At 59.2% G+C, this 25,519-nt stretch carries 23 protein-coding genes; 9 read left to right on the forward strand and 14 right to left on the reverse strand.

Annotation, left to right across the window (positions count from 1 at the left end; translation table 11 throughout):
* Positions 1-74 precede the first annotated feature (74 nt).
* From ACXAED_RS25055 to ACXAED_RS25065, 3 genes are read left to right on the forward strand one after another with little or no spacing between them, the layout of a single operon-like run.
* A complete protein-coding gene (locus tag ACXAED_RS25055) occupies positions 75-1,157 on the forward strand; it encodes an ABC-three component system protein (protein WP_274836309.1) in 1,083 nt (360 codons plus the stop codon).
* Positions 1,145-1,636: an ABC-three component system middle component 2 gene (locus ACXAED_RS25060; RefSeq protein ID WP_165198482.1), complete on the forward strand. Its 492-nt coding sequence runs from the start codon at positions 1,145-1,147 to the stop codon at positions 1,634-1,636. Before ACXAED_RS25055 ends, ACXAED_RS25060 begins: the two co-directional genes overlap by 13 nt.
* Positions 1,633-3,480 (forward strand): AAA family ATPase, encoded by a 1,848-nt coding sequence (locus ACXAED_RS25065; protein ID WP_475054534.1) that lies wholly within the window; start codon positions 1,633-1,635, stop codon positions 3,478-3,480. The genes ACXAED_RS25060 and ACXAED_RS25065 overlap by 4 nt, the downstream gene beginning before the upstream one ends.
* 15 nt (positions 3,481-3,495) lie before the next feature.
* Here ACXAED_RS25065 and ACXAED_RS25070 read toward each other — a convergent pair whose 3' ends face one another.
* The 6 genes from ACXAED_RS25070 to ACXAED_RS25095 form a co-directional block, all read right to left on the reverse strand.
* Positions 3,496-4,413, reverse strand: a complete 918-nt coding sequence (locus ACXAED_RS25070; RefSeq protein WP_274836307.1) for a GIY-YIG nuclease family protein — start codon at positions 4,411-4,413, stop codon at positions 3,496-3,498.
* Between the two features lie 63 nt (positions 4,414-4,476).
* Complete coding sequence (locus ACXAED_RS25075; RefSeq protein ID WP_274836306.1) at positions 4,477-6,390, reverse strand: type IV secretory system conjugative DNA transfer family protein; 1,914 nt, start codon at positions 6,388-6,390, stop codon at positions 4,477-4,479.
* A 16-nt stretch (positions 6,391-6,406) separates the two neighbouring features.
* Positions 6,407-8,347 (reverse strand): relaxase/mobilization nuclease domain-containing protein, encoded by a 1,941-nt coding sequence (locus ACXAED_RS25080; protein WP_274836305.1) that lies wholly within the window; start codon positions 8,345-8,347, stop codon positions 6,407-6,409.
* The gene (locus ACXAED_RS25085) at positions 8,340-8,960 is read right to left on the reverse strand and encodes a helix-turn-helix domain-containing protein (protein ID WP_274836304.1); all 621 of its coding nucleotides are present in this window, start codon (positions 8,958-8,960) and stop codon (positions 8,340-8,342) included. The genes ACXAED_RS25080 and ACXAED_RS25085 overlap by 8 nt, the downstream gene beginning before the upstream one ends.
* 411 nt (positions 8,961-9,371) lie before the next feature.
* Complete coding sequence (locus ACXAED_RS25090; RefSeq protein ID WP_165198475.1) at positions 9,372-9,548, reverse strand: hypothetical protein; 177 nt, start codon at positions 9,546-9,548, stop codon at positions 9,372-9,374.
* Positions 9,549-10,182: 634 nt separating this feature from the next.
* A complete protein-coding gene (locus tag ACXAED_RS25095) occupies positions 10,183-10,521 on the reverse strand; it encodes a DUF736 domain-containing protein (RefSeq protein ID WP_017470241.1) in 339 nt (112 codons plus the stop codon).
* Between the two features lie 1,116 nt (positions 10,522-11,637).
* Between ACXAED_RS25095 and ACXAED_RS25100 the strand changes: the two genes are divergently transcribed.
* Positions 11,638-13,011, forward strand: a complete 1,374-nt coding sequence (locus ACXAED_RS25100) for a hypothetical protein (protein ID WP_274836347.1) — start codon at positions 11,638-11,640, stop codon at positions 13,009-13,011.
* Positions 13,012-13,201: 190 nt separating this feature from the next.
* Positions 13,202-14,581, forward strand: a complete 1,380-nt coding sequence (locus tag ACXAED_RS25105) for a hypothetical protein (RefSeq protein ID WP_274836346.1) — start codon at positions 13,202-13,204, stop codon at positions 14,579-14,581.
* A 245-nt stretch (positions 14,582-14,826) separates the two neighbouring features.
* On the opposite strand, the gene ACXAED_RS25110 is transcribed toward ACXAED_RS25105, so the two are convergent.
* Positions 14,827-15,252: a hypothetical protein gene (locus ACXAED_RS25110; RefSeq protein ID WP_274836345.1), complete on the reverse strand. Its 426-nt coding sequence runs from the start codon at positions 15,250-15,252 to the stop codon at positions 14,827-14,829.
* Between the two features lie 5 nt (positions 15,253-15,257).
* Entirely contained in the window at positions 15,258-15,791 is a 534-nt protein-coding gene (locus ACXAED_RS25115; RefSeq protein WP_274836344.1) for a helix-turn-helix domain-containing protein, read from the reverse strand.
* Between the two features lie 498 nt (positions 15,792-16,289).
* Between ACXAED_RS25115 and ACXAED_RS25120 the strand changes: the two genes are divergently transcribed.
* The gene (locus ACXAED_RS25120; RefSeq protein ID WP_475054539.1) at positions 16,290-17,072 is read left to right on the forward strand and encodes a hypothetical protein; all 783 of its coding nucleotides are present in this window, start codon (positions 16,290-16,292) and stop codon (positions 17,070-17,072) included.
* A gap of 89 nt (positions 17,073-17,161) precedes the next feature.
* Here the strand turns inward: ACXAED_RS25120 and ACXAED_RS25125 are convergent, their stop codons facing one another.
* The 6 genes from ACXAED_RS25125 to ACXAED_RS25150 form a co-directional block, all read right to left on the reverse strand.
* Positions 17,162-17,734, reverse strand: a complete 573-nt coding sequence (locus ACXAED_RS25125) for a hypothetical protein (RefSeq protein WP_274836342.1) — start codon at positions 17,732-17,734, stop codon at positions 17,162-17,164.
* Positions 17,735-17,839: 105 nt separating this feature from the next.
* Complete coding sequence (locus ACXAED_RS25130; protein WP_475054541.1) at positions 17,840-18,859, reverse strand: S8 family serine peptidase; 1,020 nt, start codon at positions 18,857-18,859, stop codon at positions 17,840-17,842.
* Positions 18,792-20,306 carry a S8 family serine peptidase gene (locus ACXAED_RS25135; protein WP_475054543.1) on the reverse strand — a complete coding sequence of 505 codons (1,515 nt, stop codon included), beginning with the start codon at positions 20,304-20,306 and terminating at the stop codon, positions 18,792-18,794. Before ACXAED_RS25135 ends, ACXAED_RS25130 begins: the two co-directional genes overlap by 68 nt.
* Positions 20,212-21,294, reverse strand: coding sequence for an AAA family ATPase (locus ACXAED_RS25140; protein WP_274836340.1), 1,083 nt, complete (start codon positions 21,292-21,294; stop codon positions 20,212-20,214). The genes ACXAED_RS25135 and ACXAED_RS25140 overlap by 95 nt, the downstream gene beginning before the upstream one ends.
* A gap of 176 nt (positions 21,295-21,470) precedes the next feature.
* Complete coding sequence (gene scpB, locus ACXAED_RS25145) at positions 21,471-22,085, reverse strand: SMC-Scp complex subunit ScpB (protein ID WP_274836339.1); 615 nt, start codon at positions 22,083-22,085, stop codon at positions 21,471-21,473.
* A gap of 2 nt (positions 22,086-22,087) precedes the next feature.
* Positions 22,088-22,972 carry a DUF1403 family protein gene (locus ACXAED_RS25150; RefSeq protein ID WP_274836338.1) on the reverse strand — a complete coding sequence of 295 codons (885 nt, stop codon included), beginning with the start codon at positions 22,970-22,972 and terminating at the stop codon, positions 22,088-22,090.
* A gap of 224 nt (positions 22,973-23,196) precedes the next feature.
* Between ACXAED_RS25150 and ACXAED_RS25155 the strand changes: the two genes are divergently transcribed.
* The 3 genes from ACXAED_RS25155 to ACXAED_RS25165 are packed head-to-tail and all read left to right on the forward strand — an operon-like array spanning position 23,197 to position 25,505.
* Entirely contained in the window at positions 23,197-24,069 is an 873-nt protein-coding gene (locus ACXAED_RS25155) for a tyrosine-type recombinase/integrase (RefSeq protein ID WP_475053963.1), read from the forward strand.
* A gap of 12 nt (positions 24,070-24,081) precedes the next feature.
* Entirely contained in the window at positions 24,082-25,284 is a 1,203-nt protein-coding gene (locus tag ACXAED_RS25160) for an IS91 family transposase (protein WP_475053965.1), read from the forward strand.
* Positions 25,281-25,505: a hypothetical protein gene (locus ACXAED_RS25165; RefSeq protein WP_475053968.1), complete on the forward strand. Its 225-nt coding sequence runs from the start codon at positions 25,281-25,283 to the stop codon at positions 25,503-25,505. Before ACXAED_RS25160 ends, ACXAED_RS25165 begins: the two co-directional genes overlap by 4 nt.
* Positions 25,506-25,519 lie beyond the last annotated feature (14 nt).

Here is a 25,519-nt window from a genome sequence, read left to right on the forward strand (position 1 = left end):
TGCAGATTGATCACCGAGGAACACTTGATATTGTGAAAACACTTTTAGGTAGAGAAATCTGATAATTGGTCTCCATGATCGAGTTCGAATGCGCAATCAAGGAACTTCCCCACGATACGACCCTCTCCGCCGCGGGCTTTGAGGACGGCCCAAAGATCGATCCTTTAAGGCTGATCTTCACCTACGACTCCGATGAGTGGGAAACATTCGTCGATGAGTGGGTTCACTCACTGAAGGAGATCTATGCCGACGTGGTTCGCCCGACCGGTTCCGGCGACAAAGGGATAGACGTGGCGGGTTTCATGGATGCCGACTGCTTCTTGGGTGACTGGGACAACTATCAGTGCAAGCACTATGCACGTCCACTTGGCTTCACCGACATCGCGCCAGAGATCGGGAAGATTCTCTGGTACTCGTTCTGCGGCGACTACAAAGCACCAAAGGCCTGCTTCTTCATCGCCCCAAAAGGCACAACACCCACTCTCGATCTGCTTTTGGGCAATGCATCCAAGCTAAAGGGAAAAGTGATCGAGGGATGGGAGAAATCCATTTCCAAAAGGGTAACTGACAAGCAGGTTATCGAACTTGTCGGCGACTTCTCGAAATACGTGAACAACTTCGATTTCCGTATCTTCAGTGCTCCTGCAGCACGAAAAGTGATCGAGCAGCATGCCAAGACTCGATATCACCAAAGGCGGTTTGGTGGCGGACTTCCGCCTCGGCCGAAGTCGGAAATGCCTCCCGAGGAAGTCGAAGCTCACGAAAGGAACTATGTAGATCGGTTGCTTGAGGCCTATGCGGACCATGCCGGCGAAGCGCAGATATCCTTGTCCGAGATCACAAAGTGGAAGCCTCTCAACGACCATCTCAAACGCTCGCGTGAAGCGTTTTTTCACGCTGAATCCCTACGTGTGTTCGTTCGCGACAAAACCGAACCCGGCACATTCGAGTCGCTGCAGGATGAAATCCACGATGGCGTCGCTGACACGCATGACAAGTCGCACCCGGACGGCTACGCGAGAGTTGTCGCAGTGACGGACATGGCTCAGACCTTGGCTCTCGATGCGCATCCCCTTAATAGAGCCGCACGGCCGGCGGACAGAAGAGGCGTTTGCCATCAACTCGCCAACGACGGAAGGCTGACATGGAAAAAGTAGACAGCCTGAACCGATCACCATTCAACGGCGCGCTTGAGACCGGGTTACGAGCGGTTATGGCCCTGCACGCAAGTTTTCCGCGGGAGCTCGACATTCAGCGGCTCACTGCTCTCGACTACCTGGTCGTCAGAACAAGTTTGCTGGATGGTCCCGAAGACCTGCATCCATCGACGCCGATCACCACACCGGTGACACAGGTTAGGAGAAAGGCGGTTTACGCGGCACTGGATCTACTCATGTCTCGCGAACTTGTTGAGCGTTCAATTACCGACCAAGGGATCTACTACCGTGCAGGGGAGTATTCCTCCTTCTTTGTTGAAGCGCTGACCACATCGTACGCGCAGCGCTTGCTCGATCGTGCCAAATGGGTCGCCCAGTACTTCGAAGAATACAATGAAACTCAGTTCGACACGTTGATGTCTGAGCTCTTGGATGACTGGGTTGCCGAATTCCAAGACGATTTCACAGGTTCCGAATGACCTATCGCGGGATTCAAATCGAAAGCCTTGCTTTCCATGACCCAGATAAAGTACCGGCCATTGTCACATTTAACGCAGGCTTGAATGTGATCTATGGCGCATCGGATACGGGGAAATCCTTCATTGTTGAAGCCATCGACTTCATGCTTGGCGCGAAGGGTCCACTAACCGACTTCAAAGAATCCAATGGGTATGAGCGCATTCTTCTGGCGGTTTCTTCTGGTGATGTGAATTTCACCATTTCCCGAAGCATGTCTGGAGGGGCATTCGAGGTCTTTGATGGTCTGTTTTCCGATATCCTGCCCGATGGGCCGGGCCGGGCATTGGGTGATGTTCACAGCGCAAAAGACACTGAGAACCTGTCGGCGTTCCTGCTGGATAAAATTGGACTATCCGACAAGAAAATAAAAAAGAACCAAAAAGATGAAACTCAGAACCTGAGCTTCAGGAATCTCGCTCGCCTGTGCATCGTCAACGAGGAAGAGATCATCCAGAAGAGGTCGCCGCTTTCGGATGGAAACTATACCGCCGACACCGCCAACACGTCTGTGTTCAGATTGTTGCTAACTGGGCTCGACGATTCCGCTTTGACAGCAATCTCTCAGAAATCTCCAGAAGAGCAGAAGCGAGAAGCGCAGCTTGAGCTACTAGACCAGCTAATAGGGGGCACAGAACGGCGTATTAAGGATCTCTCTGGCAGCAAGGACGACCTGGAAGCGCAAGAGGACCGCCTTGCAGCAGCTATGGAAGAGCGCTCAAACCAGCTTTCCGTTACTGAGGAATATTACAAACGCATTTCCACTGACCGCCGTGGTTTGATGAAGCGCCGCGAAGATAACCGAAATCGCCACGCCGAGGTCGCAACGCTTCTGGTGCGCTTCCAACTTCTGAGAGAACATTACCGGTCGGACATGGAACGCCTTTTGAGCATTCAGGAGGCGGGCAGCATTATCGCAACGATCGATGCCAATGTTTGTCCGGTTTGTGGTTCGTCCGCAGAATATCACAAGACCGACGTTTGTGCAGGTGATGTGTCGCGCGTGACTTCTGCAGCGACATCTGAAATCAAAAAGATTGACCGCCGTGCTGGAGAGTTGGAAGAGACGATTTCATCTTTAGAAAAGGAACAACGCCGGCTTGAAGGCGCTTTGCCGGGTATTGAGGCAAGACTTCGAGAACGGGAAACAGAACTGCAGCAAGTTGTTGCTCCTGATCTCCGAAAACAACGAGCTTCCTACAAGGAACTTGCAGACAAAGGTGCAAATGTCCGAGAAGCCTTGGGGCTGTTCGAAACGATGCAGGATCTGCTGGCACGCAAATCAAAACTAGAACAGGCGGGTAGTTCATCGGGAGAGACCACCACTTCAGTATCTCGCCTTACCGACACCATGGTGGCGCCTTTCTCCGAGTTGGTCGAAAAAACTTTGAAGAGCTGGGCCTTTCCAGGAAGCGACCGCGTGCATTTCGATTTGCAGGTCAAAGACCTGGTGATCTCAGGGAAGGCCCGCACATCATACGGAAAGGGACTCCGGGCGATCACTCAAGCTGCTTTTTCGATCTCACTTCTTGAATTCTGTGCGTCAAAAGACAAACCGCACCCTGGGTTTGTCATACTCAACTCGCCGTTATTGTCGTACAAAGAACCAGAGAGCGCCGACGATGACCTGAGTGCCACCAATCTGAACGGAAACTTCTATCGATATCTCCTCCAACTTAAGTCTGATCGGCAAGTGATTGTTGTCGAAAACACAGACCCCCCATCGGATGTCGAGTTGGGCGACCGCGTCGAGCATTTTTCAGGGATGGAGGGCGAAGGTCGATTTGGATTGTTCCCCGTGTCATAGAAGAGCTTGGCAAAACTACCCAATCTTGTCACCCGTTTCAGCTTCATACCATTCGGCAACACGCTGACACAGCAACCCGACGAAGACATCAAAGATGAGGGGCTCAGTCGCGCCGTCTGGAAAAAAGGAGGGATGGGCGTTTTCATCCATCGTCCAGGTGCCAATGATTTCCCCATCCTTGGTAATCACCGACCCATCCTCACAGAGGTTGATCTTAAATCGCAACGGTTGACTCAGCGAAACGCCATAGGCCTGCACCATCTCAGCCGCTTCCACCTCGGTCCACTCGACCTGCTCAAGTGCGATTTCCGGTTGCCTTGGCGACTTGCGTTCTGTCTTCCGACGGGTCTTTTTGACCGCCCATGGCGGCTCGGAATTTTGCGCAGCGGCATCGACTTGGCGTCGCAGGTTCTCGGGGTGAAATGCCCCGCAGACGCTCTTTTGATCTTGGAATACTGCGGCGCTGCCGACCACCTGCGGCATTCGGGACAAGCTCTTGGCGATGCTCGGGAGGGATGTGTTGAAGCGGGGTGCGTAAGTACGGATCGCCGTGCTTTCTAGTTCGTCCATCTCGTCCGGAGAGCAAGGTGCAAAAGCAATCGACCACGGCAGTTTCGTGTCCGCTACCCTGTGGTAGTGGTTGCCCAAGCTTTCGATTGAGCGCCTGACCAAGTCCCAGGATTGCCCGACATAGACGATCTCACCCGCGCAGCCGATCAGGTATATCCCGGACGAAAAATGCCGCGTAGACAGGAGCCGATCGAAATCTTGATGCCGATTTCTCAGGAATACCTGGCGTTTCCATAGATGGTAGAGAGCGCTGTTTTTCATGCAAATTGACGGATGATGGCCATTACAGACAGATAGGTGCTGTTGAGCTGTCACCGCAACCCTGCAGCTGAGCACAGCATTCCATCCGACTTGAACCTCCATTCCGCTATCCCCGAAAATGGTACTACATGTGGCATCGTTTTGTTTGGGTGGCCTATTTCACCCTCACCCACCCAACAGCTCCTCGATGAAGTCCTCCTGCCGGTCGAGCGCCGCCTCCCATTCCTTCGGCACGGCGGCTTCCCGCTCGAGCGTCTCCGGCTCTAGTTGCCCGCGCCCAGCCTCCATCGTCTTCAAGCTCATCGCGCGCGTTTCGCGGCGCTGCGAGCGATCCCGGACTGGCGCGCGTTCGGCCGGTTTCGCCTGCTCGTCTGCGCCGATCTCGTCACCACCATCGCCGCCCCAAGGTCCCACGCCTTGCACGCTCGGCGGATAGGGGAACGGCTTGCCCTCCTGGCGGGTCAACATTTCCTTGAAGAAGGGATCGTCGTAATACTTGATCCGGCTCGCCTTGATCGGATGCTGGGGCGAGGCGAGGATGATGACCTCGTCGGGATCCATAAGGCGCGCTTCGGTCTCGGAAAGCAGCGGCCGTTCTTCCAGACGCGCTGAGGTCGAGGTCGCGCCAAGGAAACCCTTGTTGCGACCATACATCCGGGTCACCGCCTCGCGGGTGGTGCTGCCGACCGCGGCGGAAACTTCTTTCACCGTCCGCTGGTCCCGCGGGGTGATGTAGAGCTTGAGCCCCGCCCCGTTCTCGAGGCTTTCGCGGCCCTCGGGACCATAGATCCGGTCGAGCGAAGCGAGCGACTGTGCAATCATTGCGACGCGGCCACCGTAACTCGCAAGCGAATGGATCGCGCGTTCGAGATAGGGCATCGCCCCCATCTGCTGGAATTCGTCGATCATCATCATGACCGGCCAGGGCTCGTCCGGGCCGGGCTCGTTCAGCCGGATCGAGGCGATGAGATCGGCGAACATCAGGCGCAAGAGCGGCGCCAGCGTCGCGATGTGATCCTCGGACACCGCGATGTAAAGCGACTGAGGGGTCTTCCGGAAGGTCGAGAAATCGAAGTCGCTCGCCTCGGTGGCCGAGCGCACCGCCGGGTTGTCCCATTGCTTGAGACCGGCCGTCATCAGCGCCTGAATGTTCGAGGTCAGCAGCCGCGACGAGGCTGAGGCCGCATTGGTCCAGAGCTCGCGCAGGATGTCTTCCTCGGCCTCGTCGGCATAGGTCTTGTACTGGGCGTTCTTGTATTCGCCCCCGGCGACGATCTTGTTCACCTCGCCGAGGTTCGGCGTGCCGCGTTGGATCGCCAGCAGACAGGCCGCAACGAAGATCGACTTGCCGGCCTCGGAAAAGGTGTCGAGCGTCTTGTTGTCCTTGTCGAGGAAGAGGTCTGCCAGGATCGAGACCTCGGTGAAGCGCTGCGCGAATGTCGGGGCCTTGGCAATCCGCGCAAGCGGGTTGTACCGATGCGTGGCATTGGCCCAATCAAACGGGCTGAACCGATAGACCTCGTCGCCGTTGAGCGCCCGGAGCCGCGCGGTCTTCTCGAAGTTCTCGCCCTTCACGTCCAGCACCACAACCGAGCCCGCAAAGCTCAGAAGATTCGGGATCACGAAGCCAACCCCCTTACCGGCCCGGGTCGGCGCGACCATCATCACATGCGGGATGGTGGTCGAGGAGATGAACTCAGCTTTGGACGTCGGGGCTCCGAGCTTGCCACAGACAAAGCCCTTGCCAGGCGCTTGAAGCATGTCGTTCTTCTTCAGCTCCGCCTTGGTCTGCCAGTGGGCCGAGCCATAGTCGTCCCGCTCCTTCTTCCAGGTCCAGGCAAGCGCCAGGGCGCCGAGGCCAATCGCCCCGAAGCCTACGGCGCCAAACCCCACCTTGAACGCTTCGGGATGCGCCGCGCGGGTGCCCGCGCTGGCTTTCCAGAGCGCCAGCATGTCAAAACTACCAAACCCGGTTTTCAGGGCCAGGGTCAGGTAGAAGGCGGCGACGATGGTGCCGATGACGGCGCCGCAGATCACCCCGAAGAGGAGCGCGGCCCAAAGGGGGAGTGTCTTGGTCATGGTTGTCATCTCCCCCTTAGAATTCCATCTCGTCATCGAGACCACGATCTAGTGTTTTGTTTCGGGCAAGTTCACGCCCCATTTCCTGCGCCTCTTGCTGGCCGCGCATCCGCGCCACCTCCGTCGCCTTGTCCTGCTGCAACCCGGCGGCGCGGTCGGTGAAGACTTGGTCGCCGGTCTCCTCAAACGTCATCTCGAGGAATTCCTGCGTGACGGTGATCTGGTCGAGCTTGCTCGGAAGGGCCGCGTCCAGAACCTCGAAGTTGCCGCGGCGAAGCTCGGCCAAGCCCTCCTCACCCAGCTCCTTGAAGAGCTCAGATTGCAGGGTCCGCTCAACCACCTCTTCCTGTTCCTCGGTGAGCTTGCCGTCCCGAAGCATGTCGGCCAGGTCCTGCAGGTAGGGATTGGGCGTCCGGTCGTCTTCGTCGATGAGGGGCAGTGTCGCCTCCTCTTCGTCCGCGAGGGTTCGGCCGATCTCGACGCCCAGTTCCTTCGCCCGCTCCATCAGTGCGTCCATCACGCCGTCGACCTTTTCGAGCGCGGCATCGAGCTGTTCGTCACTCGCGGTCTCCACGCTGAGACCGTCCTTGGCCAGCACCGCGTTCATGTCGCGCTCGACCCAGTCTTGCGCCATGCCGTAGTTGCGCGTGCCGCCGGCAGTGATCCGGGCTACCAGCTCCTCGCTGTCCATGCCCACCTCCTCGGCGCGCTCGAGCACGTAGCGCAGCCCCTCGTCATTGCCGGATTGCAGCGCCGCAATCAGCACTTCGCTGCCCGCCCCCGGCGGATAGGGTTCTTCGAGCTGCTTGCCAAAGCGCGCGCGCAGTTCCGGGTCCGGCACCATCTGAGAGAGATCCGCGATGATCGGTGCGGCCTTGGCCTCGAATGCGGCGCGCTCGGCCGGGTCCAGTTCCTCGGCCTTGAGCCTGAGCGCCTCGATCGTGCGCTCTGAATAGTCGATCGCATCACCGACGGTCTTGATGTCCTTCATGTCTATCTCTCCTTCGGTGAAGTTCCACGGCGTGCCCGAGCCAAGCCCGTCCGCCATGCCGCGCACGGCGCGCGCCATGTGGCGCTGGTCTATCCGGTCCAGCAGGTCGGCGAGGTTCTTGTAGTCCTTGGCGAAGCCCACCACCTGCGCCTGCGCCATGGCGGATTCCTGGGCCGTCATGACGATCTCGCGCGGTAGGCGGGCCTCTTCCTTGGCACGGTAGATCTCCTCGATCCCGGCGGGCTTCTCGAAGATGCCGCGCTCGAGCCGGGTGGTGGCGTCGAGCATGACACCATAGCGTTCCGCGATCTCGGCCTGCTTTTCGCGCATCAGCTGCGGCGACATCACGCCCTCGGCCCAGCAAGAGAACCAGGTGCCGTTTTCAACGCCGCGATTGTTCAGGATGATGTGGGCGTGCTTGTGCGCCCGGTCGTCATGGACCGCGAGGACATAGTCCCACTGATCACCGTATTCGCCGCTCTCGAAGAAATGCTCCGTCCAGTCCATCGCGATGTCGCGCACCTGATCGACCGTCACGTCTGTCGGGAAGGACAGCAGCATGTGCGAGGTGAAGCCGAGCTTGGTCGAGCCGCGCCAGGTCCCGGCCCAGTCCTCGATGATGTCCTCTTTCTGCTCCTCAGAAAGCACCGCCGCATCGGTCAGCGCATTGGTCATCGTCGAGTAGGTGTAGACCGCCTTGTCGTTGATGTAGGAGATCTGCGCGCCGAGCGAGGCACGCGTCTTGCAGCCTCCTGCCCGGATCCGCTTGAAGACCGCCGCGCGGCTCTGCCCCGAGGCCGCCTTCAGCGCGTTGCGCGCCGACATGGAGCCGACGCGCGCGAAACTCCGCCCCTGCCGACGCCCCGCCAACCGCGCGTCGATCCGCGCCGCGGCCTGACCCCGGATGCGCTCATCCTCCCAGAGCCGCCCCATGACCGAGGCGTAGAGGGCGAGGGGATCAGCCATTTCTGACGAGCCTCAAACCTGTCACGGTCTCGCGCGGGCTGCCCTCCAGAACCGCGCTCTCCGCCCCCTGCCCGTCTTCCTTTTGCGGCCACTCCTGAGCACGCAGCGACTGCGCCGCATCCTTCAACCGGCCCATCTCACGGCTCATGGACTGCGCCAGATCGAGCAGTTCGATCAGCACCGCGCGGTCCGCCTCCGAGACCTCGAGCCGACCGCGATGCACCGCCTTGGCAAGCACCAGTCCGGCGTCACTCACGTCCTTCGCCTGACGCCATGCGGCACAGAATTCCTCGACCAAATCACGGGGTATATCGAGGAAACCGCACCGTCCGCGCAGCACCGCATTCAGCGCCTGCGACCGGTTGGCATAGCCTCTTTCGCGCCATTCTGCATCGAAGGCATCCAGCTCGGATCGACTGGCCCGGAACGCCACCGTCTCGCTCGGATCGCGCACTGCGATCCCCTCGCCCGCCTCCTCTTTCGCGAGCCGGTTCACGTGGCGCGGAGAGATACCGAACGCCGCCGCCAGCTCCTTCGCGCTCTCGCCCGCCGTGAAGCGCCGCGCCACTTCGATGCGCTCTTCAAGCTTCAGGTTTTTCGCTGGCCTCGGCACGGGTCAGACCCCTCGGACAAAATGTGCAAACATTGGCCATATCCTGCCAACGTCTTCCTTCTCTCCTTTGCTTATACTTCAATACATCACATTGCGCAATATAACGTTTTGCATGTTGTGTCTTTTTGCTGGAAATAGGGTGCAGTCAAGACTGCTCCGCAGCGCGACATGGAACGCCGCCGTCCTCATCGATGCGCGGCAATCTGGTCGAATTAATCTGCCTAAACTTGCGCTGGAGCAGCACGCGATGTCAGGCAAACCGAGCGCCCGAGCCGGTCACGGATCGGGCGCCAGGAAGTCGAAATCTGCCCGCGCGAGATAGCGCGGGTCCCACCATTCGAGGGCGTCACGAAGCTTCTGAGAGACGGTGTCAAACCCCTGCGGATCAGTAGACCCGCAGGGGTGTCTGGGTCAGTGACCCAGTCCCTGAGAGCGCAGGTCGTCGTAGCGGCTGCGGGCGATCAGCGCCTCGGTCTCGAGGCTGTCGAGTGTCTCGGGATGGGCGTCTTCATCAAACGCGGCGAGGTAGGCATCAAAGGCCATGTCGGCTTGCAGTTCGGCGAGGTCGATGGATTGTTCGAGTGTCATGGTGTGATCCTTTCCGTTGATCGTCGTTGGACGGATCGTGGAAAAGACCGGGGGCATGAGAGCGGGCTGCACCCGGCACGGGGCGGAATGAAATGGAGCACGCCGGGGGCAGGTTTGTTGTGAGCGGTGCACCGCAGCGCTCAAGGCGCAGCCGTCCAGAAACCTGCCCCCAGCGTTGCCGGCCGCTCGACCCCGGGCTAGCGATCTGAGAGGCCAACAGGTCGACGGAAAGGCGCGCGACGGTGGCCCTGACGTGAGACGTCGCCCCCCGGACGCATGACGTTGATCTGCGGTTTACACCCTCGCGGCAAAGGGTGAGTTCGGCACCCTGGCAGCCTCGCCAACACGACCCAAGCGCGGGTTGCTCGACTGAGAGAAGGGGTGCGCTTACCTCGCACAGTGGGCTCCCATTTTTCCCCTGCTGACTTTCGGCTCACCCTCGGGTTCGCGCGATCCACTCTGTCCCTCAACAGAACGATCAAAGCTGCTTCTGCGATCGATCCAGTCAGACTATCCGCCTCGGTGTCAGCGTCCGAAATATGCCGCATCCTTCTGACACGGGTTTCGGACCCGAACCGCTGCCATTCCTCATAACGAGAAATAGCCAGACCGCCGGAGCGGTCTGGCCCTTGGCTTAGGCGGCGTCTTTCGGGCCCCAGGGGATGACGGCCTGCAGGGACAGATCGTCCTGGTTCGCGGCCTTGCCGAGGTTGGCGTTGAAGCCGTGGTCGCGGATGGTCAGCGTGTAATAGTCGGCGCCGGTCTCCTTGTTCTGCTTCTTCCAGATGCCACCGCACTCGACCAGCTTGCCGCGCGGGGAGCGGCCGAGGACGCGGTGCGTGGGGGCCATCGGGTTCGTGCTTGCGACGGGTTCGACCGTGATGTCGAGGTCGAAGGTCAGGGTCGAGATGGAGCCGACGCCCTTGGCGGTTTCGATGTCGGCGCTGGTGAATTTGATGCAGTTCGTGGTCATTGCTCTTCTCCTTGTTTGCGTTGCAATGATGGTCACCTTGCAGCTGGCCAAGGCCCCGCCACACCGAAGGCGAAGCGCAGCGGAGAGGGGCAGGCGCCGGTCTTTTTGATCCGCGAGGAATGGCCCGCAGGGGCAGGGGAAAAAGATCGGCGACAACCTTTGTGGACGGGACGACAGCTGCGACCAGCATGTCATGCAACTCAGACAAAGGGAGAAGTGCGGTGGCCGCGAAGGAAGGTAGGGGAACTGCAAACAGAGATGCTGCGGGGGGGCGGCGTCTTCTCTGTCCTCTTGCCCCGATCCGCACCCGGACGGGTCAGAGCTTTGCCTGACCCTGGCTCACGTGCCGCGACGGCTGGTTTCCGTGGCAAAGCGATGTGTGTTGTCTGGAAGAGCAGCAGGAAGACTGTCGGAGCTGCGACAACCTGTTCGGATCACCGGGATTTCGAACGGACCCTCTACGGCAACCCGATAGCTTGGGTTTGCACAGCACGACCATCACCGGCCTTCTGACAGCTGCGGCCAATGCAATCCGGCGGTCGTCGGACATCGTTTGCGACCTATGATCGCGGCGCGGAGCTGCGTGTCCGGCAAAGCGAGGATCAACACCGGCCAAGACGCGAGAGACGTGATCACTGATGTCACACCCCCGCCCCAGTGACCGTAACCGGAACGGCCGAGATGAAGCGTTGCCACGACCATGCGACGGCTGGGCGGGCTGGCTCCGGAGGAGACTGCCCGGCCAGCGGCACGTCGCAGGGAGAGGCTGCGTTTCAGCTCGGGGAGGTCGGCTGCGCGCAGCCGACCGAGTAGGGCGCGGTCCTGGCCAAAGGGCAGGAGGGGCCAAGATCATCGAGAGGGACCCACAGGTAGTTGCTTGCCGAACGTCCAAGATGTATGCTCGAGAAGCTCACTTGGGGCTGGCGCGCTGTAAAGTACAGGTCGGCGCAGCAGGTGGAAACCAACCCAGCGAACCTGATCCGGGCCCATTGGATCCTGGTTTGCCGAGCTTCTGGACATTCATCGGTTTGCTCAATCAGCTGCACGCTTTCCGACTCCTGCTAAAGGGCCCACGGCTTGAATTGGTATCGGAGGCACGCCAGAGGAATGAGCAAAATGAACCTGAACACTGATTTGCAGTCAGCCGAGACCTTACCGATCAAGCTCGAAGACCTGTCAAAAGGCGTCGACCGAATTCTGGAAAGATGGACCGGCGAAAATCGCCCTACCAAGCTGACACTCTTGAACGATCTTGCCGCCGCAATCTCCCCGGGCTCAAACTGGGGCGCGCTGAAAGCAAAACAATTCAAGCGAGCCCACCCACAGACGGGGCAGAACACCAGTTTCATCCCCGCGATCAATCGAAGCGCGAAAGAATTCCCCGCGCGCTTGGCTGAAGTGAAAAACAGCGGGAATGGAATTGACCTCGCACACCTCGTCGATGAGATCCGCCCCCTATTTGCGATGCGGCACGCAGGCAATCCAATCGTTGGTTTGGAACTCAGCGTCGTAGAAGGGAATGGGTACAGCGAGGCGTCCATCTATGCAAAACTGATCTTGAATCGTGGGGACACCATTTGCATCGCCGAAGCCTATGCATCGGACCTTGAACCGGTCGTTGCGCAAATCGTCTACAACGCAATCCAAAACCTGAACTCCATCGAATTGTACCCCACCTTGGCGCAGAATGCTTGCAGTGCGCTTCGGATCGTAGTCGGTCCCTTCGATTGCGTGCTGTCTATTCCGGAATTCTATGGGCGTACGCCCGACGAAAGCCATGCATCTCAAGGGGTGCGGGTCCTTCTTGATGAAGGCGATACGCCGTCGGTCACCGATCTAGATCTGGCGTTGCGCCTGTTATCGGCAGTGGCCCCCCATCTCGGCCAGAAGCAATTCGCGGAACATGGGAGCGTCCGGTTCCGGTTGTCCCAGCCGCTCATGCAGGTTTGGAAACCGATTGGGTTTACGGCGCCTGACCTTCTCGATGATCGGCCCATGTTCTGGATTCCTGACGGCGAATACTGGGCGCATGAAGGCGATCACTACCTCCTTGATCACAACATTTGGACGCACAGCACACTTGGCGAGCCGCTCGATCTGGCTTTGGCGCTGATCAATATCGACGACCCGGATGTCTACCTGAAGGTCGCGCTGACCCCGATGCCAAAGAGGTCACAGAGATCCGGCCAACGGCAAGGGAACTCGCGGGGCGGGTTTCATCGCGACTTTCAGGTCCTGCGGATACGTGCCGGCCAACCAACGCAAGAACTTCGCCTGGACGCAGAAACAAATAAACGCTTTGAAGCGGGGTTCCTTGGGTGGGCGATGCATGAAGGGCACGAGGTAATCGACGACAGAACCCTGGCTAGGACGGAAGCTCTTATCCCGCGGAACCTAAGGCGTGCCTCGCAACACCTCCTTCAGGTGGAGGCGATTATGAATGGCGTCGACCCCAGAGACAAAGAACTGTTGCGGGGTTTCAGAGCATGACGTCAATAGCCTGCGGCGTATCCGGCAGCATTGAATCAGTTCGAGCGCTCTCGCGAATCGCAGGAATCGCGGACCTCTGTGAGGCTGAGTGCGCAGATCCATTTGAGATTTGCGTTCAGCTTGGTGCATTCAGTTTTCATGGGTTTCAGGTCCGGCAAATACGGGGACAGGCACGAACTAGGAGTGCAGTGTGAACAGCGATCAAGTAAACAGGGAGCATTTCTTCTACGTTGCCGTAGCGCGGTTTGTTTTTCTGCATCAAAAGCATGGTATCGTTTCGGTCCGTGATCCGATCAGGCTCGCAGACGCCGAGACGTTTGGCCTCTCCCCGCTATTGATTTACGGCCTTAACGTGGCTGGCCTGCTGCCCCTGCGCTGGATGACCTTTTCAACACTTGATGAACCAAGGCCCATCCTGTCCGTTCTGCAGGAGGCGTGGTCGCAAGCCGAAGGCCTGCGCGGATTGCCGGACACATTACGGGTTAATCGCCACCTGGCCTCCGCCGCCCCCGGTTTGGCTTCTGACCTCGCGAAGATCGGCGTTCATCTCGCGATTACCGACGCTGCAGACAAGACCCATCCAGCTGCACTGCGAACGGCACAAGACGCCGCCCGGTGGTTGTTGAGCCGAAACAGGAACGAGACGGCCGATAAAGACCCGTTGCTCGCGCTTGTTGAAAATGCAGCTCGCGACCACCGTTATGACAGCCAGCGTGGGGCAAACAGTGCTGCGCCCGCGAAAGTGCGGCAGCAAATTGAACATTGGCTTGCCCTCCCGGTTCGCAAGGCCGAATTACGTCCCACCGAAGGGATGGATTGGACCCCTGGCAAATGGCTCTACCCTCAAGAGGCCTCAATACCGCCGAAGCAACCACGGTACTTCCAGCACGACGGCTTCGACGGAAGGGTTTGGTTGCTCACTGGGCATGAGCAAGATGGGGACTGGATGGACGTCGACGATGAACCAATTAGCGACGGTTTTGAAGAAGTGGCCTCGCTGCTGCGGAACCTCGTCGAGTGCTGGCCAAACCCACCAGCCGAAATCGCGACTGCAGTTGGAATCACACTTCGACAACTCAAGTGGTTTATCTCCGGCCGCGCTGATCTTGACCTAAACGTCCGCCATCGTCTCGAGAGGCTTCTTGGCATAGGCGTCGATGAGCGCTCAGGCTGCCTCACCGCACTCGGCCCGTATGTCCTGATCGCGCGCAAACCACAGGCGCTGGAAGACATCTATACCGAGAGTTCTGGCGGTGGAGACGCAAACCCTTGGGAACTGCTTCCCAGTACCGGTGCAGCCGATCCAAGCTGGCGATATATCCTGATCAACACTTACGGGTCGCCACCTAGTTTCGTCATGGTTCCCCGTGGCGATCGGATTTCTGATCGGCTCGACGACCTGATTCTCAACTTTGCTGGGCCTCGCTCGGTCGCCCGATCCTTCTATCAGGATGTCGTGGCAACCTGCGCTCGCGCGAGCCTGAGCCCTGAGGTAAACATTTCGTCGACTACCGAGTTTGCTCGGCGGCATGAGCAGCACTGGACAGATCGCGTATGGCAACCTGAGTAGCGGTGCGGTTCGGCACGATGACTGTAACCGTCCCCTTAACTCTGCGTACGCAGCACAATCCTTGACTCTCTGCGCTCAATCATTATCTTCATGGCGTGCCATAAAGAGCATCTTGGGCCGGGTTACCTTGGATATCGCTCCGCCCACTTGGATGATGGTTCTGCCAAGAGAGCCATTTGCAGGACACGTAAGGGTGGCGTCCGACCCCTTGAGCTAAGGACGCGCTGCTACTGCGAGCACATCGATCAACGCACGGTTCCCACACGGGTGCCGTGCGTTTTCGTTCCAGAGAAGGCCGTGATCACCGACCAATGCGCATCCTCACCACGCGGGGTACGGTGTTCAACAATCGCGGTCCCGGTCCGCGAGCGGACAGCCATAGCCCTGAGAGACCGCCAACTGTGATCCCCGAAGAATACGGGAGTGCCCTCTCGGACAATCGTCGCGACATACCCGGCCACGGACTCAAAATCGGGAAAACCGGCCGCGATCATCTCGCGCTCGTGTTCAGCCCAGATGTGTTCGGCGCCAAAGCCGCGATTGGGACCAGTGTGCCGACCACGAAAAAGGCGGATCTCACCGGCCGGCAGGATAATGCCAGGCGCGCGCATCTCAAGCAGCCGTCCGAAGGCGAGGGCACCCGAAGGATGCCGGATCGGGGTCATCGACATCGATCTCAACCCTCGGTCTTTGCAGTTGTCGCACGCTGCTTGGCGGCGGCTGCCCGCGCATTTGCCCGAGCATTCGGGCGCTCTGTTTTCTGACGCGCGGCCTCACGTTCAGCCCGCTCGTCGTCAAAATCCGGGGCGAGCTTCTTCAGTTTTCGTACCAGCCCATCGAGGTGATAGATGTTGGATCCAAAATCCCCTGCCGGTGTCGTTTGCTGCTCGCGCCGCAGAAAACCCTGTGCTTCCAAGTCGCGAATATGCTTCTGCAAGGTCGTCTCAGACATATCCAGGCGTTCCAGCAGCTTCCGTTTTGACGCGAAGGGTGGCTTTGCCGGGTCCATCCAATAGCTCAACAACTGAACCAGAATATTGAACTGGGCCGTGTTCAACCCAAGACGCTTCTGGCCCCGAACGAGGATGTTCGGAACACCGGTAAAACCATGACTCATCACGGCGGGGCCGAAGATCCTTTCGGTCGAGGACTTCTGACGCTTTGCCGGGTTGGCTTCAGCCTTTTGTTGCGATGTCTTCTTCTGGGGCATGGCTCGCGCCTCCTTTCGGCATTCGATCTACGAGCCACGTTTCCCTAGAACAAGGCGCCCCACGAGATTGGCGGTGTGCAGTTTCTGTGCCCACCCGTATTCCGTTATCCCGGTGACTGCCATATCCCGTTATCTGGATGACGGTACTTAGCTGTTCAGGTTCTGGGGTCAGGTGGATCGAAATATACACCTACCCGTGGGGGCAATTATTTGCCATCGCGAAATGCGGTTGGATCCCAAAATTATGCTGGTTCCACCACTTGAGTAGCGGGTCTTCCTGGCAAATACCACACTGAGTGGGCCACCGAGCGCCAGCCAAACCCGCAGCCTTGCAAAAGATGATGTTGCAATGGCTGCGCCTCATCACTAGCTTCGATCAGCAAGGGTGAACCCCGTAGCTGTCGCCGGCTGAAACCTTCGTCTCCTGATACTGCACTTGACCTCGATCTCTCACTCGATGGTCGTGTCTAACCGGCGATCACGGCCTTGGAGATGAGCATGATCGACGCCACCATTCCGTTTCACCTGTCTGCAGCCGACTTGCCTAACTTGAAAAAGGCCGAGGCGCTGCATCTGCCGAGTATTGCCCCCAGCCTCCGCCCGGAACTAATTGCGCGCGCCTTTGGCTTTCACACCGCCACTGGCTTCCGGCAGACGCTCGAAGCGGCGCCTGATCGCGAGCATGACATTAAGCTCTCTTTCCAGACGGCAGCAGACTTCGCCCGCTCCCGCGACCTCGTCGTGTCGGCTCGGAACATCTACGATATCCTCGCGACGACCGTGATGGTGAAGGAAGCTTCACGCGATCCGGAAATCAACGACATGGGATATGGCAACAGATATCTCTGGCCGGAAAACCGCCATATCCGGGACGAGCTGGCTGATGTGCCTGTCCACATGCAGGGCAATGTCCGGTCAGCAATTTGGCGCAAGCGGATCAGCAAGTCTCGTGCAAAGGTAACGGACATCGCGAAACGTGACAGCCTCCTTCATGCGCTGGCCTATGCGTCCTGCCTGGAGAAGATCAAGACAACGCAAGAAAAGGGCGCCTACTTCCTGAAGCACCGAGCCGAAGAAACGCCCTTCCGGCTCTTCGGAGACGTGGTGATCGGACACAATTACGTTTCGAATACGGATATGATCATCGCCATGCTACATCTTGGGTTCCAGATGAATGGTCGAAACCGGTTGGGGGAAAGGCTGCACCCACGGTTCAATTATTCAATGAAATCGGTTGTCGCGATGAAGCCGCATTCTGTCCGACAAGCAGATGCGGCTTGAAGTATTCAAGTATGGCGGAAGATCCGTATAGACTTGTCGCCGGAATTCATTAGGGGACAATTCATGCCCTAATGAGAAAAAAGAGGTCGCTATGCCTTCTGCCCATGATAACCACGTGCCTCGAACTCCAGTCGGCCAAGTTCGGAAAGCAAAGCGACCTCAGGGGACTGGTTACCGTACGACCGCTTCCTATTCATCAGCATTTCAATTGTGTTCACACGCGATTGCAATCCGGTTGGGCTGACGGCCATCTTCAGTCGACTCAGCGCGGCTTGGTCACGGTCTTTCTCAAAGGCTGTCAGCGCATCGAGGATCTCCTCACCTCTGCTTCTAGGCCGATCAGAAAAGTCAGGCTTGCTATCTCGGCCAAGCATAGGATCTGCCGCAGCTGCGACCAGCCCCTTGTCGATGGCGCTCGTGATTCCTTCAATCAATTCGCGTCTATAATCTTGGGACCCCGAAAAGTGGGCATTGCCGACAAAGAGGTTCGGAAATTGAAAGTGCCTTGCAACAAGTCTAGGAAGCATCTCTTGAATATGAATGACACCGGACAGCAACTGATGCGTGCTCTCTGCATCGCTGTCTGAGCGCCAAGTTCCAAATCCTTCCAGTTTCTGAAGAATGCTGTCGACGACAACATCCCCAGTGTTCCAGTATTTCATAATTACCTCACCACGGCGGGATGAAGCCGCCCCTTCAGTTTTCCATTTTCGTCCTGCGGCGAACAGTAATGCGCTGCCTGAATGTAACCCGAGCAAGTGGGTGGCCTAGACAGCAATCGCCGCTTGGGCTGCAATGAGTGCTTCAACTGCAACCTGAACCTCGGCATAGAGCTCCGCTTCGAGCTCGCCTGCATCGATCTCGACAATCAGCGCATAGCGCACAGATGGCAAACCTTCGTCCAGAAGCTTTTTCGACTTCCACCATCCTGTGACGGGGTGAACAGCCAGCAAGTTGCGCCGCGCTAGATCTGAAGCCTTACACGTCAGCTGATCGATATGGAGGGAGCCTACATGGCGCCGATTGCTACCGAAGTCCCAAAGATCATCCTCGTCGTTTGCAGGACCATCGGGTTGTTCGGCCGCCTTGCTGATCCGAGCCAAGAATTGGGCTTCGTTCTCGCCAGCGCGATTGAGTTGGAAACGTAAGTTGTGGGACGCGTAGCGGTACCGAACGCCGCGCGAGGCTTCGGACGGGTTCGGAGCGATAAAGCTGCTGAGTGCCACCCGCAAGGTCACATCGCCATTGCCGAGCGCGCGCAAGGCCTCAACGGGCCAGGGAAGGGCGAACAGCTTCATTTCATTGTGGACATCACCGCCGGTCTTTTCAGAAATTCCGTAAGGCGTAATCGTGTCTTCCACGATGAGGGTCAGCGCGTTCGACGCGCTGCGGCGGGCACGGGCCATGTCCGGCACACCATATCCATAGCGCTGAAAAAGGGGCGTGTAGTGACCCTTGTTCGGCTGGGCAGGCAGATGTGCACGCATCTGCTGCGTCCACCGCGCTGAAGACACATAGAGACCACGGACTGTCTCGGGCCAAAGCGCCGGATAGTCCGACCAGAGTTCCGTTACGTCCTTCGCTGCAAGCGCTGTCGCCGCGCTGGTGTCGAAGGTAAATGTAAAGGATCGGACCGGATAATTGTGGTGCGTCGAAAGGAGTGATAACCATCCGTGCCGCATTGGCGGAGGCATGGCACTTAGCGCCCAGTTTCCACCCTCAAGAACGATGTCCGGCTTGTTCGGCCAATGGGATGACCACGATGCAGTTCGCGAAGCTGGCGACAAGTCGCCGAATGGTGCAAGCGCTTGGGCCGGCTTCTCCGTCTGGCAGTACGGTCTTCTCTGTAAAGGCTCCGACAGACACAACATTCCACGCCTGGGCCGGTGACTCGATTTCGTTGTCCTCGTGATCGCATCGCTCGAGATAGTTTCCGGCACCAAATGTGAAGTTGTCGGTATTCCCCGCCGAGACAAGTATCAGGCGCTGTTGTTTGATGTCGCCTGATACACCGGCGACAAGCTGATCGACTTCCGTTGACCAGGAGGTGGGGGCTCCGTCGTGCGGCGTATCCTCACCTGTCGTCGTCGTCATGGTAAATGTACGGCGTCGGTGGCCAACCAGCTCTACTGTATTGATCGCCTGCCTGGTTACCGCGCCGAGGAGATGATGCGGGTTCATCCCAGCATCAGGCAACAGCTTCACGGATTCCAGACGGTTCACAACAGAAACTGGATTCGCCTGGTGCAGTTTCGGCGTCAGATCTCCAAAGAGCGCCAGTCCTCCCATCTCCGTGCCATGGCCCTTCACATCCTCCAGTCCCCAGGCCGGGTTGGCGGCATGTCGGTCCTCCACGCTGAGCGCCGGCTGAATGAGAGGATGAGCGCGACTGACACCGGTATCCAAAAGCGTAACGTAGCCAGGATCGGGATTGTCAGTGTAGGTCGTTCGACCCGCGAGTTCGTGGACCCACTGCGCCTGTTCGGCCACTGGCAAGCCGTCGAAGAAATCCGCTGTGATGGTCGGAGCGGCAAGGGCGCGCACGCCGCCCAGTCGGCGGACGGCTTGAGCGAGCTGATTGCGATCGGCGTGTACGACCACAACGGTATCTTCGGGAAACTCCAGCCGATCCGCTCCCACGGTGACCCCATAGTTTGGTGCTGCCGCGACGAAGGCTTCGGTCATTTGAGGCTCCAGCCAAACCTCCCAGACGGTCACTACATCCGCTGCAGGAAATTTGCCTGGAGGGCTGCGCCAGAGGGCACGCAATCCCGCTTCCGTGATGGCAGCAACGCTTTGCACCAGGTCCGCGTTCTTCGGACGCCCCTGGACGATTTCACCATCTTTCTCGCGATCAGGCGTGTCTTCAGTCCGAAACTGCTCGACCTTCTTGCGCAGCTTTTCGATACCCTTGGCTGTCGCAAACACCGTCGCGCGCTCTTCGGCGCCGCCGAGAACTGGAGCATCTTCGATGCGCAAAAGCATCAGGCCGCTGGAGTCCAAGCTGTCCTTTTTCAGACGTTCGTCCACTCGGGAGCGGACTTCCAGATAGACGCCGGGAAGTTCGGCTGCTGGAATATCCGGCAGCGCGTCGATTGCCTGAAGCAACGCTTGGGCGTGCGCTGCGCGGTTGGGGACATCACTTGGTCTTTTGGACCCGCCCCCGCCCTTTGCTTGGAACGGGCGAGGTTGTCCGAGATTGCGAAGGTGGAAGTGCTGAAGGTCTCGTGCCATTGTCATCGGTCCCTAATTCTTGGAGCGACCGTCGGCGTTCGAGGGCATCAAGCAAATCCTGTGTCGCAATCTTGTCGGTATCATTCAGCACGGCACGTCGCGCGGCATCTTCCGCCGCCGCCACAACATCGGCCGTCGAGAGGCCTGAGGCCGCATCTGTCACCCGCTTCCATCCCATCCGAGCCAGCGAGAATCCGATCAGGCGGCGTTCGAGCGCCTGCCGAATGGCCGGTCCATCGGGCATGACATATGGCAATACGAGATCGAAGCGGCGCAGCACCGCGCGGTCAAGAATTCCCGGCAGGTTTGTTGTGGCAATGACGATCGAAGGCCCAGTATCCTCATCAAGAAACTGCAGGAACGAGTTCAGAACCCGACGGGCCTCGCCGACGTCATTCTCACCGCCCCGGGCCGCCGCCAAAGCGTCGATTTCGTCGAAGAGATAGATACCACGCGTCGTCTTGACGGCATCGAAGATCATCTTCAGCTTTTGCGCTGTTTCGCCCATGAATTTGGTGATCAGCCCGTGCAGCATGACCGAAAAGAGGGGGTACTGCAGCTCACCGGCAAGCGCTGAAGCACTCAGGGTCTTGCCGGTTCCGGGAGGACCGGAGAGGAGAACGCGCCGCCGTGGCTTCAACCCTTTTGCCTCGAGCTTTTCGCGCATTCGTATCTCGACAACGAGATGCGCGAGTTCGCTCTCGATCCTGTCCGGCAAGATGACATCGACAAGGCGCTCGGTCGGATAGGACGCGGCAAGGAACTCCGCCAGATCACCGCGGGGTGTTGCGATAGGAGTGATCGCAGGGGTTCGCTTCGCAGGCGGCTTCTGCCCCGCTTCAGCCCATTGTCGCAACTGTTCAGCCAGCCGGGTATGCCCCTTCTGCTCTTCGGCCGCAGAGAGTTGCATCGCCAGATCGTAAAAACGATCGGCGTCTCCCTCCGCGTGGCTCTTGACGAGGCCGATGATTTGCTGGGCGGATGCCACGGCTAAGCTGCTCTTTCTTCGAGGTTTTTTATCGACGTAGGTTACGATGAGATTCTATACATAAATCGTCCAATGGACCAGAAAAATCGCGATGCTGTCCGCCGAGTGTGGCGCTCGAGTCCCCTTTTCCCGCAACCAATGTTGGCAAGAAGCAGAGTGTGAAGATGAGTGGGAACTCAGCCAACACCAACCTGAGGTGGCTCCCCCTGAAAACCCGAATCCTCCAATTGCTCCCGATCGGGAAGATCGCGCAGGCTCTCCAAACCGAAGGCGACCAAAAACTGCTCCGTGGTCACGAAGGTATAGGGGGCTCCCCGCCGCGGTGATCGTGGCCCGGTCCCGATCAGGTCGCGCGCATGTAGCCGCCCGATCAGGTCACGGCTGATCTCCTTGCCGAAGATGTCCTTGAGCCCGTCGCGGGTTATCGGCTGGTGATAGGCAATGGCCGCCAGCACCGCGACGTCGAATTCGCTCAGATCGAGTAGCTGGTCCCCGACATCCGCCGCAGCGCGGATCGCGGGCGCATAGGCCGCCCGGGTCCGGAACATCCAGCCGCAGGCGACCTGGGCGATCTCGAAGGCCCGCCCCTCCAGATCGGCGGCGAGGTCCTCGACCAGCAGATCGACCGACACCCCCTGCCCCACCACGCGCGCCAGGTCGTCGCGCGGCACCGGCGAGGCCGAGGCAAAGAGCACCGCCTCGATCCGGCGCATCCATTCCCGCCAGCGCATCTCGGGCGGCAGATCGGCGAGTTCGCGGTCGAGCCCGGGTTCGGAGCGATCCTTTGCCATCGCTACACCCCGTAGAGCCGAAAGGTGTCGCGCCCGGTCAGCTCGCGTACCGCGCCGAGCTCGACCAGCCGGTCGCAGAGCCGCCGCGCGGCGCGATCCGGCAGCGGCAGCGCCGAAGGGGCAACAGCGTCCCGCGTCAGAAACATTTCGACCGCATCCCCCGCCCCCTTGGCCCGCAGCTTGGGCGCGACCGCCTTCAGATGCGCCGCCTGGCGCGCGAGGTCCGCCGCCTTCCGCACGGCCTCCACCGCCGAAGAGATGAGTGCCCGATGACAGGCGAAGCGAAGATCACCGCCGCGCTTGCGCAGGTCGGCGCGCTTCAGGCCCGCGGCCAGCAGCGGCACCAGATGATCCCAACCGAGGGCTTGGGCGAGGGCCGCATCTGCAAGGATCAGGGCCGCTACGTCTGCGCGTGGCGCCTCGCGCAGAACAACTTCCAGCACCATCGCAGCCCGGGTCACCGGCGCCCCCTGCCCCGCATCTAGCCACGTCGCGGTCTGGCCCGGCTCGAGGGTCGGCAAGGCTCGGCCCAGAGCCTTGATCGACAGCGGCCGCTCCACCGCGCGCCGCCAGGCGAGGCAGGTCTCGCCCGCCGGTCCCGGCAGATCGCCAGAGCGCAACAAATGCACCGCGTCGCGCAGATCCCCTGCTCTCTCCAGGCGCCCCGAAAACGCGACACAGGCCTCCGCTGCGCGCAGCGCCAGCCGGTCCCGCAACAAAGCTTGGGGCACCTCCGCGCGTCCTAGCACAAGATGCAGGTGGTTCAGCGCCGCGCCCGACAAAAACGCAACATCTTCAAGGGTTTCAGCGCGTGCGGAGGTGACCCAAGCAGGCATCCGGGGTAGCATATCAAGGTCGATGGAGTGATCAGGTCGGGCAAATGTCATGCCTGAAGCCTACACATGCACGGCGCTTTCTGCCAGAAAATTGCACAGGAACCGCCTCACCCTCCCGGTCCCCCTTATGTCCAATAAGTTTGCATTGGACTAAACCGCTCGCGCGGTACAGGCGCCCGTTCCCACTGCCCCGCGCAAAGCCGGCCGCGGTCTTTGCAGAAAGGTACAGCCGTCGTTTGATTGGGACCTTCTCAATCAAACGACAGGAGGTTCCCATGTCCAGTGAACATGTTTCGGCCCTGCGGCGGCGATTTCTTGAAGACATGCGCATCAAAGGCCTGAAGCCAATCACCCAGACGATGTATTTACGTTCGGTGCGGGAGTTCGCCAGGTTTCTGCGGAGGTCACCTGATTTGGCCACACCTGAAGATTTGCGGGCCTTCCAGCTCGATATGAAGGAAAAAGGCACCTGCGCGCCGACTTTCAACCACCGGCTTTCGGCGCTCAGTTTTTTCTTTTCCGTGACCTGCGACCGGTCAGAAATGAAGCGCTATCTTCGCTACCAGCGGGAGGCAAAGAAGATCCCGGTGGTGCTGAGCCCGAGGGAGATCGCGCAAATTCTCGCCGCGGCACCGGGTCCGGGACTGAAGTACAGTGCCGCACTCAGCGCCGCCTATGGATGCGGTTTGCGCGCGAATGAAGTCACCCATTTGAAAGTGTCCGATATCGACAGCGACCGAATGTTGATCAGGGTCGAGCACGGCAAAGGCCGCAAAGACCGGCAGGTGATGCTGTCACCCCACCTACTTGACCTGTTGCGCGCATATTATCGAGAAGCGCGTCCTGCGGGCTGGCTTTTCCCTGGCCGCAACCCAGCGGACCCGGTCTCAAACAGGCAGCTAAGCCGGGCGTTCCATGCCGCGTGCGACTTTGCAGGCATTAGGAAAAACGTGTCCCTCCACACTCTGCGGCACAGTTTCGCGACCCACTTGCTGGAAAACGGAACCGACATTCGGGTGATCCAGGTACTGCTTGGCCACTCCGCCTTGGAAACCACGACCGTCTACACCAAAGTGGCGGTCAAGACGATCCGGGCCGTGACGAGCCCGCTGGATCTGCTGAGCCTCGGGAAGGGCAGAAGAAGCTGACGGAGGGGCTCCGTGTCCCGGTCGTCACTCGAAGTCGCTGACATTTTCCGTACCTATGGACCAGCCTGGCGACGTGCAAATGCAGGTCATCTGAGCCTTGCTCAGCTCAAGGTCATGTCAGCAATCGAAAGCTGCCGGACCGCAGCCCTCGGCGGGCATGTCGCGGCTTGCGCAAAGTGCGGCCACCAGCACGTTTCCTACAATTCGTGCCGCAACCGGCATTGTCCGAAGTGCCAGGGACCAGCGGCCCGCAATTGGATGCAGGCCCGTGTCTGCGACCTCTTGCCAGTCGAATATTTCCACGTGGTCTTCACCCTGCCGGCACCGATCGCCCGAATTGCTCTGCAGAACAAGGCGGCTGTCTACGATCTCCTGTTCAAGGCATCGTCGCAGACACTCCTGACGATCGCTGCCGACCCCAAACATCTGGGCGCAAGGATCGGCATGACAAGCGTTCTGCACACCTGGGGATCCGCGCTGAGCCATCACCCCCATGTGCATATCGTCGTGCCGGGAGGCGGCTTGTCGCCTTGCGGCAGGCAATGGATTTCCTGCCGTCCAGGCTTCTTCCTGCCAGTGAGGGTCCTGTCCAGTTTATTCCGGAGGCTATTCCTGGAAGGCCTGAAAGCTCTCCATAATTCGGGCAAACTTGTCTTCTTCGGGGATCTTTCGGCTTTAGCCGATCCGGATAGCTTCGAGGCCCGTCTCTCCCCTCTTCGCAAGATTGCCTGGGTAGTCCACTCCAAACCGCCATTCGGCGGGCCCGAGGCGGTTCTGACCTATTTGAGCCGGTACACTCACAGGGTGGCCATCCCAAACTCGCGCCTGATCAGCGCCGACTCCGAGACGGTCGCCTTCCGATGGAAAGACTACCGGATCAAGACCTCCAATCGCCTGAAGGTCATGCATCTCGCGACCGGCGAGTTCATTCGCCGGTTTCTGACCCATGTCTTGCCATCGGGGTTCCATCGCATCCGCCATACCGGTTTCCTTGCCAATGGTGTCCGCCGCGCAAAGATCGAAATCATCAGACTTCGGCTGGCAGCGGCACTGCAAAACCAGCAGGAAACCGGCAACGACGAGCCTGATTGCTCAGATGAACAATGCGGGCGGCAGCGATGTCCTGAATGCGGCGGCACAATGGTCATAATCGAGACCTTCCCGCGCGGTCAGCCGCCGAAATCTCGCTCACCACCCGGGAGGACTGCTGCATGACGCGAAGGCAGGCACCACGACCGGCCGAACACCGCCCCGGCGGTGCATCTATTATTTTGTTTTTAAAAGAAAAATACGACTTCCAACGCACAATAGAGCCCGACAAACACTTCGACCAGAAAGATCAGCCAGCGTTTTCTGCCCCAGCCGCCTCGCAACTTGCCAGAACTCCAGCACGCTGGGCCATCAACCTGCTCAATCGTGACAAGCAATCCCCATAGAAAGAAATACTTCC

It is taken from the genome of Leisingera sp. ABM4_103, assembly GCF_056158685.1.

What these genes read in the sequence shown, in the direction of transcription:
- ACXAED_RS25055 (WP_274836309.1), top strand. Translation starts at nt 75, where the DNA reads ATGATCGAGTTCGAATGCGCAATCAAGGAACTTCCCCACGATACGACC.
- ACXAED_RS25060 (WP_165198482.1), top strand. Translation starts at nt 1,145, where the DNA reads ATGGAAAAAGTAGACAGCCTGAACCGATCACCATTCAACGGCGCGCTT.
- ACXAED_RS25065 (WP_475054534.1), top strand. Translation starts at nt 1,633, where the DNA reads ATGACCTATCGCGGGATTCAAATCGAAAGCCTTGCTTTCCATGACCCA.
- ACXAED_RS25070 (WP_274836307.1), bottom strand. Translation starts at nt 4,413, where the DNA reads ATGGAGGTTCAAGTCGGATGGAATGCTGTGCTCAGCTGCAGGGTTGCG.
- ACXAED_RS25075 (WP_274836306.1), bottom strand. Translation starts at nt 6,390, where the DNA reads ATGACCAAGACACTCCCCCTTTGGGCCGCGCTCCTCTTCGGGGTGATC.
- ACXAED_RS25080 (WP_274836305.1), bottom strand. Translation starts at nt 8,347, where the DNA reads ATGGCTGATCCCCTCGCCCTCTACGCCTCGGTCATGGGGCGGCTCTGG.
- ACXAED_RS25090 (WP_165198475.1), bottom strand. Translation starts at nt 9,548, where the DNA reads ATGACACTCGAACAATCCATCGACCTCGCCGAACTGCAAGCCGACATG.
- ACXAED_RS25095 (WP_017470241.1), bottom strand. Translation starts at nt 10,521, where the DNA reads ATGACCACGAACTGCATCAAATTCACCAGCGCCGACATCGAAACCGCC.
- ACXAED_RS25100 (WP_274836347.1), top strand. Translation starts at nt 11,638, where the DNA reads ATGAACCTGAACACTGATTTGCAGTCAGCCGAGACCTTACCGATCAAG.
- ACXAED_RS25110 (WP_274836345.1), bottom strand. Translation starts at nt 15,252, where the DNA reads ATGTCGATGACCCCGATCCGGCATCCTTCGGGTGCCCTCGCCTTCGGA.
- ACXAED_RS25115 (WP_274836344.1), bottom strand. Translation starts at nt 15,791, where the DNA reads ATGCCCCAGAAGAAGACATCGCAACAAAAGGCTGAAGCCAACCCGGCA.
- ACXAED_RS25120 (WP_475054539.1), top strand. Translation starts at nt 16,290, where the DNA reads ATGATCGACGCCACCATTCCGTTTCACCTGTCTGCAGCCGACTTGCCT.
- ACXAED_RS25125 (WP_274836342.1), bottom strand. Translation starts at nt 17,734, where the DNA reads ATGAAATACTGGAACACTGGGGATGTTGTCGTCGACAGCATTCTTCAG.
- ACXAED_RS25135 (WP_475054543.1), bottom strand. Translation starts at nt 20,306, where the DNA reads ATGGCACGAGACCTTCAGCACTTCCACCTTCGCAATCTCGGACAACCT.
- scpB (WP_274836339.1), bottom strand. Translation starts at nt 22,085, where the DNA reads ATGGCAAAGGATCGCTCCGAACCCGGGCTCGACCGCGAACTCGCCGAT.
- ACXAED_RS25150 (WP_274836338.1), bottom strand. Translation starts at nt 22,972, where the DNA reads ATGACATTTGCCCGACCTGATCACTCCATCGACCTTGATATGCTACCC.
- ACXAED_RS25155 (WP_475053963.1), top strand. Translation starts at nt 23,197, where the DNA reads ATGTCCAGTGAACATGTTTCGGCCCTGCGGCGGCGATTTCTTGAAGAC.
- ACXAED_RS25165 (WP_475053968.1), top strand. Translation starts at nt 25,281, where the DNA reads ATGACGCGAAGGCAGGCACCACGACCGGCCGAACACCGCCCCGGCGGT.